Genomic DNA, 19,585 nt, shown 5'->3' on the forward strand with positions numbered 1-19,585 from the left:
TTGACTATATGACTCCTAATGAATATGAAAAACAATTATTAGCTGCTTAATTTGTTCAATTTTTTGTGTCCAAGATATTGACTTAAGTCCAATTCAAAAGTGTCGTAATATCTCTATATAACGTCATATTTCAATTTCATTCTAAAGTTTGGTGGCTATAATTTAAGTTGTTCGAGATTGATGATAATCAGACTATATTTACAATTAATTCCTTTATTAAAAAATTAAATTAAATTTTACATTATATTAATATGAAGTTAATAGTTGTTGAGTATAATTATCGATATACTTTTAAAGCAGAAGGATAATTTATTGATCTATAATGATTTATTGTATAATATCTTTGTTTGGTGATTTTTTATTCTAATCTATGATAAGTATTTAATTTTATAATAATTAAAGTGGATAAATTTCAGTCGATATGATTTCAAGGAATAAGTATATTTTTTTCCTTAACAAAAGGGAAAAAGCTTGAAAGAGAAAGTAGATTTTGTTATAATATCCATAAATAGATTTTATTTAGTAAAATAGGCTAGTATATATTACTGGCTTATAATTATATTTTTAAGTACATAACCTATAATGATTATTAGGGAAGGGTATAAGTTAATAAGAGTCTGCTTTATTTAATAAGTTCAATATAGTAATTATATTTATTAGCTTTTATAAGAGTTCTATTAGTTTTCTTATACACTAGACCCCTAATAGAGTGTCCTTGATGCACACTAAGAGACTTCTCCGGTGACACCTCCCTCAGGACGTAAATTAATCAAAGTTATTACCTATGAACTTTTATTTAAAAGACCAATCTATTAACTCCAAAGAAAAAGATTTTGTATTATTAATTATTTTTAAAATTTTAAAATTATGAACTTGATTTAAGATTTTACATCCTTCATTTTCCAGATGATTAAAAGATTGATATTATTTCTGTTAAGTAAAATTATAATAATTATAATAATAACATCTTATTAATATTAATAAGATGTTATCGAGAATTTTTGCATAGATTCTTCTGTTTTTGATATTTAAATTACTTGTTTAATAAAATTATCAAGTTAAAGAGTATCGCCAAATTTTTAATTATGAATCAATATGTAGAAATTCTTTTTGTTGAATCTTATTAGGAAAAATTATCAATTTAAGGATATGATAACCTAAAAGTAATCAAAGAAAGTTAAATTATCATGAGTTTTACTTTAGAGTTTTTTCTATTATGCTAGCTTAATTAAGGAGGAATTATAGTGACAGAAAAATTAAAAGTATTATTCGTATCTTCAGAGGTAGCTCCCTTTGCTAAAACAGGTGGTCTTGCTGATGTAGTAGGTTCTTTACCACAAGCTATTAAAGAATTAGGGCATGATGTAAGAGTGGTTATGCCTCAATATAGCAAGATAGATAGTAAATACCTAAGCCAAATAGAGCCTGTACTCTATTTTAGAACAAGAGTTGTTTGGAGAGATGACTATGTAGGAGTCAATAAATTAGAGAGGGATGGAATAATAAATTATTTTATAGACAATAAGAGTTATTTTGATCGAACGACCTTATATGAAAATGATGATAAGCATGTACAGTTTGCTTATTTTTGTCGGGCGGTTTTAGAGATGCTACCAAAGGTAGACTTTAAACCAGATATTATTCATTGTAATGATTGGCAGACAGGTCCTTTGAGCATTATGTTAAAAGAAGATTATCAGATTTATGATTTTTATAAAGATATTAAGACTGTCTATACAATTCATAATCTACGTTATCAAGGTGTCTTTGGTAAAGAGATTCTTGAGGATACTTTAGGACTGCCTTATAAATATTGGAATTGGGGAGTAGTCTGCCATGATGATTGTGTTAATTATATGAAGATGGGAATTGAAATGTCAGATATGATCACTACAGTAAGTAAGACCTATGCTGAGGAGATTAAAACTGCTGAATTTGGTGAGGGATTGGACTATGTAATGAGAATGAATGGTGATGATTTGTATGGTATTGTTAATGGAATCAGTTATAAGGACAATGATCCTGAGACTGATGAGAGAATTTATGCTAATTATAATTCAGGAGATTTAACAGGAAAGTCTGAGAATAAAAGAGGCTTACAAGAAGAGCTGGGGCTACCCCAAGCTGCTGAGATTCCTATGATTGGTCTGATTTCAAGGCTGGTAGATCAAAAAGGATTAGATTTGATTGCTAGTGTTATTGATGAATTGATGGAAGAAGAGGTCCAACTGGTTATATTAGGTACTGGAAATAATCAATATGAAAAACTTTTTAGAGAGATAGCAAGGCGTTATCCTCAGAAGGTATCTGCTAACATCAAATATGATGCTACTTTAGCCCAGAAGATATATGCAGGTAGTGATATCTTCTTAATGCCATCAAAATATGAGCCTTGTGGCTTAAGTCAGTTATTTAGCTTAAGGTATGGTACTATACCTATTGTTAGGGAGACTGGTGGCTTAAATGATACTATTCAATCCTATAATGAAGTAACTGGAGAAGGAAATGGGTTCAGCTTTACATATTATGATGCTCAGGATATGTTATATACAATTAAGAGGACAATTAGCTTTTATCAGCAGAAAGAGATATGGACTAAACTGGTCAAAAGAGGAATGGAAAGTGACTTTAGCTGGAAGAGTTCAGCAAAAGAGTATCTTAAATTATATTCTAAATTAGTAGATAAAAAGAGTAATTGAAATTAGAGGAGGGTAAATATGATAAATTATAAGGAAGAATATAATAAATGGTTAGAGAATAATTACTTTGACCAAGAAACCAAAGAAGAATTAAAGGCAATAGCTGGTGATGAGAAGGAGATTGAGGAGAGATTTTATACTAGCTTAGATTTTGGGACTGGTGGTTTGAGAGGTATTATTGGAGCAGGTACTAATAGAATCAATAAGTATACTATTAGAAAGGCTACTCAAGGTCTGGCCAACTATATCGAGAAGAATGGTGACAAATCTAAAGGTGTAGTGATTTCCCATGATTCTAGGCACAAATCAAGGGAGTTTTCAGTAGAGGCAGCTTTGGTCTTAGCAGCAAGTGGAATCAAAGCCTATTTATTTGATGATTTAAGACCTACTCCAGAGCTCTCTTTTGCGGTTAGAGAGTTGGGAGCAACTGCAGGAATTATGGTAACAGCAAGCCATAACCCACCAGAGTATAATGGTTACAAAGTGTATTGGGAAGATGGGGCCCAAGTTGTTCCGCCCCATGATAAAGGGATTATTGCAGAAGTTAATGCTATTGAAAGCTTTGACAATGTCAAGACTATCTCTGAAGAAGAGGCGCGTGAACAAGGTCTATTTGAAATTATCGATCCTGAAATGGATGACAAATATATCAAGATTTTAAAGGACTTATCTTTAAATCATGAGGCTATTAAAGAGGTGGCTGATGACTTACATATCGTTTATACCCCATTACATGGGACAGGAAATATGCCTGTACAGAGAGTTTTAGGTGAATTAGGATTTAAGAATTTACATGTAGTAGCTAAGCAAGAAAAACCTGATCCTAACTTCTCTACAGTATCTTATCCTAATCCAGAGGAGCCAGCAGTATTTGAGTTAGGGATTGAATTGGCTGAAGAGAAGGGTGCAGAATTGATTATGGCCAATGATCCTGATGCAGACCGTGTAGGTATTGCTGTTAAGGATACTAAGGGAGAATGGGTATTCTTAAATGGAAATCAAGTAGGAGTTCTATTAACTGAGTATATTGTTAACTCTTTAGCAGAGGTGCCTAAGAATGGTGTAGTTATTAAGACTGTTGTAACTACAGAGATGATTAAACCAATCGCTAAGAAGTATGGTTTTGATGTAATGGATACTTTAACTGGATTTAAGTATATTGGTGAGAAGATTAGAGAATTTGAAGAAGGAAAATATGATAAGGAGTATATCTTTGGATTTGAAGAGAGCTATGGATACTTATATGGAATCCATGCCCGTGATAAGGATGCAATAGTAGCTACTATGCTAATTGCAGAGATGGCAGCTTATTATAAGGCTAAAGAGAGCTCAATCTATGAGGAATTAATGAGAATGTATGAAGAGTATGGTTACTATAAAGCAGATATAGAAGCAATTAAGATGCCAGGAAAAGAAGGAAAAGAGAAGATTGCTGCCTTACTTAAATCTTTAAGAGAGGATAGTCCAACAGAGATTAATAAAGAGAAGGTAGTTGTTATCAAGGATTACTTAGTCAGTAAGGAATATAATGTGGCTAGTGGAGAAGAGCAGTCTATCGATTTACCAGAATCTAATGTGCTACAGTTTTTATTAGAGGATGATAGTTTAGTAACAGTAAGACCATCTGGAACAGAGCCAAAGGTTAAGTTTTATTTCTCAGTTACAGCAGAGAGTAATCAAGCAGCAGATGAGAAATTGGTTAAGTTAAAAGAAGCTGTAATGGAGTTAATTGATTAATATAGTTATTTATAATTATTTTATAATTAAATAATTTGACTGTACTTTAAATTTTATTCTGACGTTAGATGACTATTGGAAGGTGGTGATTTAGAAGAAATAAAGTTTATTTGTTTAGAGTTAAATTTATAAATAATTATATTAACTTTCAAATTATTAAGATAAACTAGGGGGGATTATTTGATGAAGACATTAGCATTAGTTTTAGCAGGTGGTAGAGGAACGAGATTGGATATTTTATCGGAGCATAGAGCAAAGCCAAGTGTTCCTTTTGGAGGAAAGTTTAGACTAATAGATTTTGCTTTAAGTAATTGTGTTAATTCAGGAATTTATAATGTAGGTGTTTTGACCCAGTATTTACCGCTATCATTAAATGACCATATAGGTATTGGAAAGCCATGGGATTTAGATAGAAGAATAGGTGGTGTAACCATACTGCAGCCTTATACTGGAAAGCAAGGTGGTTGGTATAAAGGGACTGCTCATGCCGTTTATCAGAATCTCTCTTATATTAAAAGTCATAATCCTAAGTATGTAGTTGTACTTTCTGGAGACCACGTTTATAAGATGAATTATGATGAGATGATTTCTCAACATATAGAAAAAGGGGCTGATTTAACTATTGCTACTCAGAGAGTAGCTTGGGAGGATGCTCATCAATTTGGAATTTTAGAGCCAAATGATAATATGCAGATTGTAGATTTTGTTGAAAAACCTGAAGAACCAAAAAGTAATTTAGCTTCAATGGGGATCTATGTCTTTACAGCTGATATTTTAATTGAAAAGCTAAAAGCTTTCTGTAATCAAGAGAACTCTGATTTTGGTCATCATATTATTCCAGAAATGATTGATAATAATAATGTTTTTGCTTATGAGTACGGCGGTTATTGGAGAGATGTGGGTACTCTTAAGGCTCTTTGGGAAGCGAACTTAGCTTTAACAGAGCCTTTGCCAGAGTTAAATCTGTATGATTCCAATTGGAATTTACACACTAGAAGTGAAGAGAAGCCACCAGTTAAATTTGGTGCAAAGGGTCAAGCAATAAAGAGTCTAGTTTCCAATGGTTGTATAATTAATGGTGTAGTAGAGAATTCTGTTCTTTCTCCTGGAGTAGTAATAGAAGAGGGAGCAGTAGTTAGAGATTCAGTTATTTTAAATAATACTATAATAAAGAAGGATTCTATAATCTGTAAATGCATAATTGATAAAGATACAGTTATTGGCACTAACTCTCATATTGGCTTTGGTAATGATATGACTCCTAATGATGAGAAGCCAGAACTGTTAGAGAATGGATTGAATGTAATCGGAAAAGGAGTTAGAGTACCAGATAATATTCAGATTGGTCGTAATTGTAGGATTCTGCCTGCTGTTGTAGAAGAGGATTTTGCAGATAAACATATCCCAAGTGGGAGTACTGTTAGATCACAAACAATTAGCTCTGAAGAGTATATAATGGACTTGGCTAGATAATAGTTAGTAAGCTTAGATATTTTACTGGCACAAAAGCTGAGACAACTGCATTAATAGATAGAATTACTGTTAATTGTGAAAGTTATTACTTTTGCTCTTCTATTTTAACCAAAAGAGCTTAGGGTAATATTTATAGATCAATGATGGGCTACTAGCTAGTGGAGAATAGTTAGTAGCCTTATTTATATGTGGGTTTACTATAAAAAGAATAGCAAGAAGAACCACTAAATAGAGGTTATAATCAACTTATAGGTTTAACATTATGGAGTTAATAGCATCTCAGAGATAAATTTGACAAAGACTAATCTAACCTATATAATTACTTCCAAAATGTTTATCTGATTTGTAAAGATCTAAATTATAAAGAATTCAGATGGTAATGATTTATAGAGAATATTTTTTGCTCACTGATCATTGAATTTAGGTAATATCACCATAAATAGGTGGTTAAACTATAAAAATAATATAAAAGAGGTGACTATTTATGAAAGGAATTATAACATTAGGGGAGGCATTGATTGATTTTATACCCTTGGATCAAAATAATATGAGTTTTAAGAAGAACCCAGGAGGAGCTCCAGCCAATGTGGCAGTAGGTCTTAGTAATTTAGGGGCAAAAACAACCTTTGTGGGTAAAGTAGGTAATGATCTATTAGGTCATTTCTTAAAAGAGACTCTGGATGAAAAAGGTGTCAATACAGAAAGTATGATTTTAACTGATGAAGCTAGAACAGGTCTAGTCTTTGTTACTTTAGATGAAAGTGGTGAGAGAAGTTTTAGCTTTTATATCAATCCTAGTGCTGATACTTTCTTAAGAAAAGAAGATATTGACAATGAAATATTTAAAGAGCATAAGATTTTACACTTTGGTTCTATCTCTTTAATTAATGAGCCAGCTTGTAGTGCTACTAAATATGCTGTACAACAGGCCAAAGAGCAGGGAATGCTAATCTCTTATGACCCTAACTTACGTCTGAATTTATGGAAAAGTAGTGAAGCTGCTAAAGAAGGCATTGTTTCTATGTTAGGTGAAGCAGATATACTTAAGATCTCTGATGAGGAGTTAGAGTTTATTACTGGAAATGATGATGTAGAATCAGGGGTCAAGCAATTAGAAGAAGAGTATAATATTTCATTAATTTATATTACCTTTGGTAGTAAAGGTTCTTATTATTATTACAAAGGTGAATTAGAATTTGTACCTGCTATTAAAGTTGAGACCGTTGATACAACAGGAGCAGGTGATGCTTTTGTCTCAGGAATTTTATATAATTTGAATGAAACAGATAAGCAGATAAATAAATTGGATAAGGAATTTTTAAATACTACTACTAAATTTGCTAGTGTTTCTGGAGCTTTAGCTGCTTCCCAAAAAGGTGCTATGTCTGCCTTACCTACCTTGGAGCAAGTTAAGGAGCTATTAAAAAATTCTTAGAAGAGTATTGACTTTCAGATCAATTTGAGGTATAATTTTTATAAGAAAACTTGGGAACGTTCCCAAGAAAAAGGGGTTTAATACTATGGGAATGACAATCAAAGAGATAGCTAAATTGGCTGGTGTTTCTAAATCTACAGTCTCAAGGGTGATCAATGATGCTGAACATGTCAGTGATAAAGCTAGAAAGAAGGTTCAGCAGGTGATAGAGGAGACGGGATATATACCCAACTCTATAGCTAAGGATTTAAAGAGAAATAGTACCAATAGTATTGGGGTGATAGTTCCTAGAATCAATACAAGTACTATCTCCTCAGCAGTAGAGGGTATAAGTAATATTATGTATGATAATGGCTACAACCTTCTATTAACAAATACTAGATTGGATATTAAAGAAGAGATTAAGTATTTAGAGCTCTTAAAGGAGAAGAGGGTAAGTGGTATCTTATTCTTTGCTACTGAACTTACATCAAAACACCTTGAGACCTTAAATAAGATTGATTTACCAGTAGTAGTATTAGGTCAAGATATTAGTGAGATTGTCGATTTCCCATGTGTAATTCATGATGATTTTAATTCAGCTAAAGATATAGCTAAGTATTTAGTTAAGCAAGGGCATCAGCGGATTGCCTATATTGGTGTCCAAGAGTATGATATAGCTGTTGGACAGTTAAGAAAGAAGGGTTATGCAGAAGCTTTAACAGAGAATAACCTTGAAGTTCCAGAAGAATATCTTTATAAAGGTGACTTTTCTATTAACTCAGGTTATGAGGGGATGAAAGAGATAATTGAGAGTTCTCGACAGCTACCAACAGCAGTATTTGCAGTAACTGATAGTTTAGCCCTTGGAGCAATTAAATATCTTAAAGAGCGAGACTATCAGGTACCAGAAGATATATCTGTAGTAGGAATTGGTAACTCTGATATAAGCTCTTGGATTACTCCAGAGTTGACAACAGTCGATTATGATCATCTTAAGGCTGGAGAAGAAGCATCTAAGATTCTATTAAAGTATATCACTGGAGATAAATTCAAAGGAAAATTACTGATGGATTACCATATAATAGAGAGAGAAAGTGTTAAAAAAATATAGGTATACTATGCTTATATTTTTTAGAACTTTTGGGAACGTTCCCAAAATATTTATAAGATAATTTTAGCTGTGGGGATATTCCTAAAAGCATAAATTAAGATAAGATTATAATTTATATAAGCTTTATTTTGTAATTGTTTGAATGCTTTGATTAAAGAAGAGGAGATAATAAGAGTAACTTTCTATAAGCTGATATTAATATAAGACTATAAGCTCCTCTTTCCTATTACTTCTGCTGATTTTTAGTATCTTAAAAACAGAATTAACTAAGGGGGAGAAAGAATGAATTATAGTGAAATAGCAAAACAGATTTTAGAAGCTATTGGTGGAGAAGAGAACATTGATAGTGCAGCACATTGTGCGACAAGATTACGTTTAGTATTAAAAGATAATGATAAGGCTGATAAAGCTAAGGTAGAGAGTATCTCTGCAGTAAAAGGAGCTTTTATCAATTCAGGGCAGTTTCAGATTATTATTGGGCAAGGGACAGTCAATAAAGTCTATGCAGAGTTGACTAAAGATAGTGGAGTTTCTGAGGTAAGTACTAGTGAAGCTAAAAAAGCAGCTATGCAGAATCTAAATCCATTACAGCGTTTTGCCAGAATGTTGTCAAATATCTTTGTACCAATTATTCCCGCTATTGTAGCTAGTGGATTATTAATGGGACTGTTGGGTATGGCTAACAGATTTAACTGGGTTGATTCTAGTAGTTCATTATATACTTTATTAGACATGTTCTCAAATGCAGCTTTTATCTTCTTACCGGTAATTATTGCTTTTAGTGCAGCTAAAGAGTTTGGAGCCAATCCTTACTTAGCGGCAGCCTTAGGTGGTATCTTAATTCACCCTGCATTACAGAATGCTTGGACGATGGCTGGGGGAATAGAGAAGACTTTAGACTTATTTGGGATGAAGGTAGGAATGGTCGGTTATCAAGGTACAGTCTTACCTATCTTAATGGCTGTCTGGGTAATGGGATACATTGAAAGAGGTTTAAGAAAAGTTGTACCAAATGCTTTAGATATTATTGTAACCCCTTTTATAACTATCTTAGTAACAGGCTTTGTATCCTTACTTGCTATAGGTCCAGTGATGAGATTTGTAGGAGATGGAATTTCAGCAGCTATCTTATTTACTTATGATACTGCTGGGATAGTGGCTGGTCTAATCTTTGGTGGATTATACTCTTCAATTGTAATTACTGGGATGCATCATAGTTTCCATGCTATTGAAGCAGGATTGTTATCAAAGTATGGAGCTAACTTCTTATTACCAATCTGGTCAATGGCTAACGTTGCTCAGGGTGGCGCTGCTTTAGCAGTATACTTTAAAACTAAGAATACGAAACTTAAGGCAATTGCTTTACCGGCAGCAACCTCTTGTTTCTTAGGAATTACCGAGGCTGCAATCTTTGGTGTCAACTTAAGATTGGTCAAACCTTTTATTGCTGCAGCTATTGGTGGTGCCTTAGGTGGAGGGTATATCGTATTGACTAAGGTGAGTATGGTTGGTTTAGGGGTAACAGGTATTCCAGGAATTACTATTGTAAAAGAAGGATCTATGATTAATTATATAATTGCTGGTGTAATTGCTTTTGGTGGTGCTTTTGCAGCAACTTTCCTTATTGGTTTTAAGGATGAAAAATAATCTAACTTAAAGAAGGGGAATTCCCCTTCTTTATCATTTAATTTAAGAATTTAATTTAAGAATTTAATTTAAGAATTTGAGTTTAAGGATGGAATTAAGATGATTATTTTAATTTCAACTTTAAGTTCAAATATAGGTTTCCAAGTCTAAAGTGAAACTTGATGGGGATATTGCGACACTTTTCACTTTGGTAGTTAGGGGTTGGGTGGTTAGGTAGTTCGATTTTCCTAACCCCTACCCACCTACCGCCTAAATCTCGTTTTTTCTCTATATAGACACATCTTTAAAGTTCATTATAAATTTGATTGATTACCTGTTTTACTTATCACTCGTTACTAATTATTGATTATAGAGAGGTGTAATTATGAATAAAGAGAAGGAAGATAAATTATTAGCTAAGGCTAAGCAAATTATTGAAGATAATAGAGAGAAAGTAGCAAAGGGTTATTATAGATTGAAGTATCATTTAATGGCTCCAGTAGGTTGGTTAAATGATCCCAATGGCTTTATCCAGTTTGATGGAGAGTATCATCTATGTTATCAATTCAATCCAGTCTATCCAGCAGATAAGCTGCTTTATTGGGGGCATTATAAGAGTAAGGATCTAGTAAGTTGGGAGGAACTACCGGTAGCTCTTGCTCCAAGTGAGTGGTATGAAACCCATGGCTGTTATTCAGGGAGTGCAGTTGATAATGATGGTACTCTGACCTTTATCTATACTGGCAATGTCAAGGATGAATGGGATAATAGAGAGACCTACCAATGTTTAGCAATAACAGAGGATGGGGTCAACTTTCAGAAGCTAGGACCAGTAATTGAAAATCAACCTGAAGGCTATACAAGGCACTTTAGAGATCCTAAAGTTTGGCAAAAAGATGGAAGTTGGTATATGGTGATTGGTACTCAGACTACTAAGTTAGAAGGAAGAGTCCTCTTATATAAATCTATGGACTTAAAAGAGTGGGAGTTAGTGGGAGAGGTAGCTGGGAGTAATTTTAACAATCTTGATGATTTTGGCTATATGTGGGAATGCCCTGATTTATTTGAGCTAGATGGCAAGGATGTTCTGCTTACTTTACCACAAGGTCTAGAGGCTCAAGGTTATCTCTATAATAATATCTACCAAGCAGGATATCTAGTAGGTAAACTGAATTATAAGACTGGCAGGATGGATCATGGTGAATTCAGGGAATTAGATAGAGGCTTTGATTTCTATGCTGCTCAGACTACTCTTGATGATAAAGGGCGAAGAATAATGATTGCTTGGATGGGATTACCAGAAGAGGATCAAAACTATGCTGAAAGAGATCAGGGGTGGATCCACTGTATGACTATTCCTAGAGAATTAAGGTTAAATGCTGAGAATAGATTGATTCAAAATCCAGTTGAAGAGTTAAAGCAATTACGAAGAGATTATCTAGAATATAGAGGTATTGAGATTAACAATCAAAAATTAGAGTTAGAGGGGATTTCAGGTGATGTTCTTGAATTGATTGTTGAATTTGAAGTGGGAGATGCAGAAGAATTTGGTATTAAGCTAAGGTGTTCTGCTGATGGAAAGGAAGAGACAATAATTAAGTATAAGACAGAAGATAAGATTTTATCTTTTGATAGAAACAAGGCTGGATTGGGCGGAGGGGGAGTACGCCATTGTTTAATAGAGAATGATGGTAGGCTCAAATTACACTTCTTTATCGATAAGTCTTCTATAGAGATGTTTGTTAATGATGGTCAAGAAGTATTCTCCGCTAGAATCTATCCAGGTCAAGATAGTAAGAGGATTAAATTTTTTGCTCAAGGTTCTAAAGTACTTATTAATAAAATTCAGAAGTGGAAGCTTAACTGATAATTTAATAAATTTAGTGATTATTAAGCAAAACTCTTCATTATTTAAATAAATATGAAGAGTTTTGCTATTTTTAAAAGAAGAGAGTTGATTATTTGAAGTGGCAGATAAAGTTAATCCTGTTTATTGACATTTATTTCATTTTATAATACAATTATTATAAATTACAACCCCCTATCCAAAATTTAACAAAGATTGCCCTTAGTTCTATGACTAAGAATTTATTTGAAAATTAACTTCTTATTTATAGGCATTCCTATCATTTAACCCTTCATAGATTTATTTTATAAATTCAAATGTCAGTTTGTGAGTAGATAATTTAGTTTGGATCTGCTTTTATAGAATGACATTACAACACTTTTTTTGATTAAAAATTGATATAATTTGTAGGGAACGGTCGTGACCGTTCTCTACTGACCATCTGACACGAAAGTGTCGCAATATACCCATTAAGATTCATTTTAAATTCACGGATATATAATATTACACCTATTAAATATAATAAGAGGTGGTGTAGCACAGTGAATAGAAGTATTCTTAAGATTAATAATTTATCCTCTAGTAATTCAGAAGGTTATAGTATCGAAAAGATAAATTTAGATTTAAATTATGGGGAGGTCCATAGTTTAGTAGTGGAAAATGAATCGATCAGTGAGCTCTTCATTAAGACCCTTGCTACTTACCTTAGAGGGGAATCTTTAGCAGAGATATTTGCTGAACTCCCATTAGAAGAGGTTGAAGGAGAATTGAATTTTAAAGGTAAGCTAATAAGTGAGGAGCATAAGCATAAGCTATCTGAAATAGGATTCTTATTAAAGAAATTTCCTCTTACAAACTCCTTTTCTATAGCAGAAAATCTCTTTGACTTAAATTATCCAACCACAAGGTGGTTTAACTTTATTGACTGGAAGGAGATCAATAAGCGAGCTAAAGCTATTTTAACAAGCTTCAACTTTGGCTTAGATCATAAAGCCAAAGTAAGCACCTTATCTACTGAAGAGAAGAAGCTAGTAGCTATTGCTAAGGTCTTCTTAACGGAGCCAGAAGTGCTTATTATAAATGAGATGACAGATAAGCTAGGTTCTGATTCTACCTCTAAAGTCTATGAAATTATACATAATTATAAAAAGTCTGGTGGAAGCATCCTTTATATCACTAAAAGCTGGGAAGAGGCTTTAAAGATTTCTGATAGAATCTCAATCCTATCTAATTCTAAAATTAAAGGGACTTTATCGGCTGCAGAAGCTAAAAAATGTCCCCAAAAGCTCTTGAATATGTTAGTTGATTATAACTACAGAGAGGTTGAGGCTAGTTCAAGCGATGAGCGAGAAGTCTTAGATGCTGTCTTTAAAGCAGCAGAATTTTTGACCTCTGAGTATGAGTTAAAAGATGTGCTCTTATTATTAGCTAAAGAGGTAAGTAAGGTGATGAATGCCGATGGTTGTATTATAAATTTAATTGATGAGAGTACTGGTACAGTAATAGATAGTTTAGAATTTAAAATAAAGAAGGATTTAGAAGCTACATTAAAGAAAAAATCTATTTTAAATATTTCTAAAGAGGATAATTTTTATTATTCTAATGCTAATGATAAGGAATTTTATTCCCTATTTAAAAAGATCAATCAGGTAAGAACAATTATCTGTATTCCACTTCTGATTAGGTCTCATGTTTCAGGAATTATTCAGATCTTTTATGAAGGTTTTTATTTACATTCTGAAGAGGAAGCTAAATATTTATCGGCTTTTGCTCGGCAAGCTGCATTGGCTATTGAAGATACTAGATTAATGGGCAGGTCTGCTTTACTACAAGAGAGCCACCACCGGATTAAGAATAATCTCCAAGCTATAGTTAATTTAATATCGTTGCAGAAGATTTTTATTAGTAAGAACTCAGATAAGTCCATCGATGATATTTTGGATAATATTATCCTACGGATTAAAAGTATAGCTACTGTACATGATATCTTATCTAAAGATAAATTCGGTAGAAGTATTACAAATCTTAAGACTTTAATTAAAATTATTGTAAGATTTATTAATTTAGATAAGAAGGTTGAGGTCAATCTAGAGCTGGATGATATCTTTATTGCTTATAATAAGGCCTCTTCGATTGCTCTAATCGTCAATGAACTGGTCAGTAACTCTATAGAACATGCCTTTGCTAATGGGGAGGCTTGTACTCTTGATATCAAATGCAAACGTCTAGAAGAAGTAATATTATTAGTAATTAAAGATAATGGAGTAGGGATACCTCAAGACTTTAATTTAGCTAAACTGAACAGTTTAGGGTTATCGATAGTTGATTCTATAATTAAAAATGAATTTAAAGGAGAGATTAAGTTTTCTAAGTTAGAGCCAGGAACTAAGGTGATAATAAAGTTACCAATTAAAAGTATCTCATTAGGAAGTTAGCGGTTACTGTCTTAATATCTCTATATTTTATCAAATATTCTAATAACACAAGTTGTAAAATTATATTAAAGATATATCTTCAATTTATTATTTATTAGGGGGGGATCTTATGCAAAAACCATTAAAGATTTTAGTAGCAGAAGATGAGTATTTATGTTTGATGGGTTTAAAGGCCAATTTAGAAAGGCTTGGCTATGAAGTAGTTGGAGAGGCAACAGATGGTGAAGAAGCCATCAAATTGGCTCTAGATAAAAAGCCTGATTTAATAATTATGGATATTAATATGCCCTCTGTAGATGGGATTGAGGCAATTAGAAGGATTAATAATAAGATATTTATTCCTAGTATAATAGTCAGTGGCTACCATGACCAAGAGTTAATAGAGAAGGCTAGTGGTGAAGATATTTTTGGCTATTTAGTTAAGCCTGTTGATGCTAATGATTTAAGTGCTGCTATCAAGGTGGCAATGTCTCGATATAAGGAATTTAAGAGGTTAGAAAGTGAATTAAAGGATACTAAAATCTCTCTAGAAAATCGCAAGTATATCGAGAGGGCAAAGGGGATTTTAATGGATAGAAAAGGATTGAAAGAAGCAGAGGCGATGAAAGAATTACAGCAGATGAGTAGGAATAATAATAAGAAGATGGTAGACTTAGCTAAAGATATAATCAAAGCAGATAGTCTGTTTAGTGTATAGGAGGATCTGTTGATTTGCTTAGAGTAAATTGTCAGTATAATCCTAGAAAGTTAATTATCAGTTAGTAAAAACTAAAATTAAGTAAAGATGAGATTTACAGAGGATAATGGAGTTAAAATCATATAATTGTTTGAGGCTGTATTTGATTGAATTTGATTGTTTCGGCATAAGAGTGTATAATAAATTTATCAAGTGAGAGAGTTAGAACTTTTTCTTTATGCTCATGGTCGGTGTGGAGAAAATTATTTCAAGAGAATATAAATGAACAATTTAAAATATAGAGTCTATGCCTATGGCTGGTGTAGATTACAGGGGTTATGGGTGCCCCATATATGTATACGTTAAATTATGTATGCATGTATGGGGCACCTGTTTTTATTTGTATGAGTTTATAACATATAATTCATAAGTAAAACAATCATATATAATCATATAAGAGAACATAATTAAGAATAAACTATAGCTTTTAATACTAAAAAATTTAATAGAGTGGGTATAACCTTTATAATAACTATTGACTATAATAGCCCATTTATATCAAAATCTTTGGTGGCTTTGATATAAATGGGCTATTATACTTAAAATAATAAGTTTTAGGTAATTAGAGTCATAAGTTTAATTACTTTAATAAGGACTCTTATTATAAATTGAGGGCTAAAGCCCTTTAAAAAGAGATTAAAGGGAAGGGGGATAGTTAATAAGTTAATTTAATAATTATTATAAGCGATTATTTTATTAGATTAAAATAATCATAAGTTGATCAGAGCCAATAAGTATGGTTGTTCTATAAGGGCTCTTATTATAAAGATGGGGCAGCAGCCCCATCTAAATAAAATGAGTTAAAAAATCAAAAAATCTATTGATTTAATTAAAATTGGGGGGATTTATTAATGTTTAATAAAAAAGGGATGGTATTAATTTTAGCAATGGTTTTAGTTTTTGCTTTAACAGTAAATGCAGGTGCATGGTGGATCTTTGGTGGAGATGATAAACAGGAGAAGAATACAACTGGTAAACCTCATGAAGGAATCAAGGTTGGAATTACGTTTATGACCACTGATAATCCATTCTTTAAAGCTATGGAGGATGCTGTTAGAGAAGAGGTAGAGGGTAATTTAAATGGAACTTTACTTGTTTCAAATGGTCAGCATGATGCTGCCAAGCAATTGGCTGATGTTGAAGATATGATCGTGCAAGGTATTGAGCTATTATTATTAAATCCTGTTGACTATGAAGCATCAGAAAGTATTGTTGCTGCTGCTAAAGAGGCTGGAATTCCAGTTGTCTGTGTTGATGGTGATTCTATTGGTGACCGTGATATCTTTATTGCATCTAATAACTATAAAGCTGGTGTGATTAATGCTGAATATGTTAATGAACGTTTGAATGGGAAAGGAAAGGTTGTTGTTATTAATGGTAATCCTGTATCTGCTGTAAGAAATAGATATAATGGATTTATGGAAACTATTAAGAAATATCCAGGAATTGAAGTTGTTGCAGAACAGAATGGTAATGGTAAGAAAGCTGATTCAATGGAAGTTATGGAGAATATCTTACAAGCTCAACCAAAAATTGATGCTGTCTTTGCTATCAATGATCCAAGTGCTTTAGGGGTAGTAGCTGCTGCTCAATCTGCTGGTCGTGCTGATGAATTCTTTGTGATGGGTGTAGATGGTGCTCCAAATGCAGTAGAGGTAATTGCTAATAATGAAACTGGAATGGGTATGGCTGCAACTGCTGCCCAAGAGCCTGCAAAGATTGGAAAATTGGGTGTTGAGTATGGATTGATGTTACTAGATGGGAAGGTTGTTCCTGATGAATTACCTGTACCAGTAAAATTAATCACTAGTGAGAATGCTGCTAGCTTTAGTTGGTAAGATACTTTATAGAGTAAGAGTTGAAGACAACTCTTACTCTAATTATTAGATTTAAACTCTAATAGAGGGGTGCCTATTATGGATAATATTTTAGAGATGAAGAATATCAATAAGTCTTTCTTTGGTGTTAGAGCACTAAAGAGTGTTAGTCTAGAAATTCGTAGAGGAGAAGTCCACTGCTTGATTGGGGAGAATGGAGCAGGAAAGTCTACGTTAATGAAGATTCTTTCAGGTGCTTATCAAAGAGATTCAGGTGAGATAGTATTTAATGGGAAGCCATTAGATACAAGTAGTACTTTACAGGTACAGCAAGAAGGGATTAGCATAATTTATCAAGAGTTTAATCTTGCTTCTGTGCTGAGTGTAGCTGAAAATATATTTATGGGTAGAGAGCCACTTAATAAATTTGGAATGATTGATAAAGAGAAGATGTATGCTGATACCCAAGAGATATTAGATAAATTAGGGGTAGAGGTTAGTCCTAAGGCTTTAGTTAATAAGTTGAGTGTTGCTGAGCAACAGTTTGTTGAAATTGCTAAAGCACTCTCCTTTGGAGCTAAATTGATTGTGATGGATGAGCCTTCAGCAACTTTAACACCTAAAGAGTTAGAACGTTTATTTGCAGTTATTTATGACTTAAAGATGAAAGGTGTTTCTATTATCTATATCTCTCATCATCTAGATGAATTGATTGAGATTGGAGATAGGGTAACGGTGCTGCGTGATGGGGAGAATGTGGCTACTGATGATGTAGATAAGATTGATAAAGATCAGATTATTCGTTGGATGGTTGGCAGGGATTTGACCAATAGTTATCCACCACGAACAGTAACACCAGGCGAGAAGGTATTAGAGGTTAAGAAACTGTCTAGTGAAGGGGTCTTAAAGGATATCAACTTCTCCTTATACAAAGGTGAAATTTTAGGAGTTGCAGGATTGGTAGGAGCTGGAAGAACAGAGCTGGTTAGAGCATTATATGGTGCTGATCCTAAGGATACAGGAGAGATCTATCTTAATAAACAATTAATCAATGTAGATTCTCCAAAGGATAGTATTGACCATGGGATTGGTCTGCTGCCAGAGGATAGAAAGCAGCAGGGGGTTGTCTTAGGTCAGTCGATTAAGAATAATATCACCCTAGCTAAGATAGATAAGATAACTAAAAAGATACTGATCGACAATGGGCAAGAGAGAAGAGAAGTACAGCAGTATATTGAGAGTTTAGGGGTTAAGACACCTTCTCAAGAGATGCTAGCTAGAAATTTAAGTGGAGGTAATCAGCAGAAGGTCGTCTTAGCTAAATGGATGTTTACCAACTCCAATATCCTAATCTTTGATGAGCCAACTAGAGGGATTGATGTTGGGGCTAAGTATGAAATCTATGAACTGATGAATAAATTGACTGAGCAAGGAAAATCAATTATTATGATCTCTTCTGAACTGCCAGAGATTATTGGGATGAGTGATAGGGTCTTAGTCATGCATAAAGGTAGAATTAGTAGTGTTTATGATCGTACAGAACTAAGTCAAGAAAAAATTATGAAGAGTGCTGCTGGGGAGGTAGGTTAAGATGGATTTAGAATTAACTCAAAAAATCAGTTCTTCTGACAAAAAGAATAGCTTTTTTGAAAAAATTAATAATAGTTATTATAAGCCTGAGATATATGCAGTTATCGGTTTAATCTTATTATCTATTGCTTTATCAATTGCTAGTCCTTATTTTTTTACATCTAGAAATATGATTAACTTGGCACGCCAAGTCTCTTTGAATGCTATTATTGCAACTGGTATGACCTTTGTAATCTTAACAGGTGGAATTGATCTATCAGTTGGTTCTATTGTAGCCTTTACAGGAACATTAATTGCAGGATTTATTGTAAATTCAGGGATGTCACCAGTATTGGCCAGTATTTTAGGTTTGGCTTTAGGAACCTCTTTTGGTGTCTTTAATGGTTTAGTAATCTCTAATACTAAGATACCACCAATTATTGTGACCTTAGGTACCATGTCAATGGCTAGAGGTGCTGCTTTATTATATACTGGTGGGAGTCCAATTGCGGGATTATCAGCTGGCTTTAAGTTTATCGGTAGAGGCTATTTAGGAGCAATTCCAGTACCAGTTTGGATTATGGTTCTTATTTTAGCTGTGGCTAGTGTAGTATTAAATAAGACCAAATTTGGTCGCCATGTATGTGCTCTTGGAGATAATGAAGAGACAGTTAGACTTTCGGGAATCAGTGTTAAAGCAATTAAAATGAAGATTTATATGATTACAGGATTTATGTCAGCAATTGCTGGTTTGATTTTGGCTGCTCGGTTAGGTTCTGGGCAACCTTTAGCAGGTGAAGGATGGGAATTGGATGCTATTGCTGCCACTGTAGTTGGAGGAACTGATATTATGGGTGGTAGAGGTACAATTATAGGAACTCTGATTGGAGCTTTTATTATTGGAATAATCAATAATGGATTGAATTTATTGAATGTATCTCCATATCTACAGCTAGTAGTAAAAGGGGCAGTTATTGTAGGCGCTGTATTTGTTAGATCAGGAGTTGTAAAGAGAAAATAGATTTTTAATATTGAAATTTATAAATTCTATGCATATTAAATTTTATTCTTAAAAACAGTCTGTAAAAACTACAGACTGTTTTTATAAGCCTTTTATCT

Annotated in this window: 12 protein-coding genes; all 12 read left to right on the forward strand. The window is 33.2% G+C overall.

Annotation, left to right across the window (positions count from 1 at the left end):
- The first annotated feature begins 1,244 nt into the window (after positions 1-1,244).
- Positions 1,245-2,699, forward strand: a complete 1,455-nt coding sequence (gene glgA / locus BX659_RS15495; RefSeq protein WP_097019232.1) for a glycogen synthase GlgA — start codon at positions 1,245-1,247, stop codon at positions 2,697-2,699.
- Between the two features lie 18 nt (positions 2,700-2,717).
- The gene (locus BX659_RS15500; protein ID WP_301178933.1) at positions 2,718-4,436 is read left to right on the forward strand and encodes a phospho-sugar mutase; all 1,719 of its coding nucleotides are present in this window, start codon (positions 2,718-2,720) and stop codon (positions 4,434-4,436) included.
- A gap of 183 nt (positions 4,437-4,619) precedes the next feature.
- A complete protein-coding gene (locus BX659_RS15505; RefSeq protein WP_097019233.1) occupies positions 4,620-5,909 on the forward strand; it encodes a glucose-1-phosphate adenylyltransferase in 1,290 nt (429 codons plus the stop codon).
- 484 nt (positions 5,910-6,393) lie between these two features.
- Positions 6,394-7,344, forward strand: a complete 951-nt coding sequence (locus BX659_RS15510) for an aminoimidazole riboside kinase (protein ID WP_097019234.1) — start codon at positions 6,394-6,396, stop codon at positions 7,342-7,344.
- Between the two features lie 85 nt (positions 7,345-7,429).
- Positions 7,430-8,437, forward strand: a complete 1,008-nt coding sequence (locus tag BX659_RS15515; RefSeq protein WP_097019235.1) for a LacI family DNA-binding transcriptional regulator — start codon at positions 7,430-7,432, stop codon at positions 8,435-8,437.
- A 282-nt stretch (positions 8,438-8,719) separates the two neighbouring features.
- Positions 8,720-10,084, forward strand: a complete 1,365-nt coding sequence (locus BX659_RS15520; RefSeq protein WP_097019236.1) for a sucrose-specific PTS transporter subunit IIBC — start codon at positions 8,720-8,722, stop codon at positions 10,082-10,084.
- A 364-nt stretch (positions 10,085-10,448) separates the two neighbouring features.
- Positions 10,449-11,930, forward strand: coding sequence for a glycoside hydrolase family 32 protein (locus BX659_RS15525; RefSeq protein ID WP_097019237.1), 1,482 nt, complete (start codon positions 10,449-10,451; stop codon positions 11,928-11,930).
- Between the two features lie 521 nt (positions 11,931-12,451).
- The gene (locus BX659_RS15530) at positions 12,452-14,344 is read left to right on the forward strand and encodes a histidine kinase dimerization/phosphoacceptor domain -containing protein (protein ID WP_097019238.1); all 1,893 of its coding nucleotides are present in this window, start codon (positions 12,452-12,454) and stop codon (positions 14,342-14,344) included.
- Positions 14,345-14,453: 109 nt separating this feature from the next.
- On the forward strand, positions 14,454-15,041 hold the full coding sequence (locus tag BX659_RS15535; protein WP_097019239.1) for an ANTAR domain-containing response regulator: 588 nt from the start codon (positions 14,454-14,456) through the stop codon (positions 15,039-15,041).
- Between the two features lie 890 nt (positions 15,042-15,931).
- Entirely contained in the window at positions 15,932-16,918 is a 987-nt protein-coding gene (locus BX659_RS15540) for a substrate-binding domain-containing protein (RefSeq protein ID WP_097019240.1), read from the forward strand.
- A gap of 78 nt (positions 16,919-16,996) precedes the next feature.
- Positions 16,997-18,487, forward strand: a complete 1,491-nt coding sequence (locus tag BX659_RS15545; RefSeq protein ID WP_097019241.1) for a sugar ABC transporter ATP-binding protein — start codon at positions 16,997-16,999, stop codon at positions 18,485-18,487.
- A 1-nt stretch (position 18,488) separates the two neighbouring features.
- Positions 18,489-19,487 (forward strand): ABC transporter permease, encoded by a 999-nt coding sequence (locus BX659_RS15550; RefSeq protein WP_097019242.1) that lies wholly within the window; start codon positions 18,489-18,491, stop codon positions 19,485-19,487.
- Positions 19,488-19,585 lie beyond the last annotated feature (98 nt).

It is taken from the genome of Orenia metallireducens, assembly GCF_003001995.1.
Classification (GTDB): Bacteria; Bacillota; Halanaerobiia; order Halobacteroidales; family Halobacteroidaceae; genus Orenia; species Orenia metallireducens_B.

Coding starts and splice junctions, on each gene's coding strand:
- BX659_RS15510 (WP_097019234.1), top strand. CDS start 6,394: ATGAAAGGAATTATAACATTAGGGGAGGCATTGATTGATTTTATACCC.
- BX659_RS15505 (WP_097019233.1), top strand. CDS start 4,620: ATGAAGACATTAGCATTAGTTTTAGCAGGTGGTAGAGGAACGAGATTG.
- BX659_RS15520 (WP_097019236.1), top strand. CDS start 8,720: ATGAATTATAGTGAAATAGCAAAACAGATTTTAGAAGCTATTGGTGGA.
- BX659_RS15525 (WP_097019237.1), top strand. CDS start 10,449: ATGAATAAAGAGAAGGAAGATAAATTATTAGCTAAGGCTAAGCAAATT.
- BX659_RS15535 (WP_097019239.1), top strand. CDS start 14,454: ATGCAAAAACCATTAAAGATTTTAGTAGCAGAAGATGAGTATTTATGT.
- BX659_RS15545 (WP_097019241.1), top strand. CDS start 16,997: ATGGATAATATTTTAGAGATGAAGAATATCAATAAGTCTTTCTTTGGT.
- BX659_RS15550 (WP_097019242.1), top strand. CDS start 18,489: ATGGATTTAGAATTAACTCAAAAAATCAGTTCTTCTGACAAAAAGAAT.
- BX659_RS15515 (WP_097019235.1), top strand. CDS start 7,430: ATGGGAATGACAATCAAAGAGATAGCTAAATTGGCTGGTGTTTCTAAA.
- BX659_RS15500 (WP_301178933.1), top strand. CDS start 2,718: ATGATAAATTATAAGGAAGAATATAATAAATGGTTAGAGAATAATTAC.
- BX659_RS15540 (WP_097019240.1), top strand. CDS start 15,932: ATGTTTAATAAAAAAGGGATGGTATTAATTTTAGCAATGGTTTTAGTT.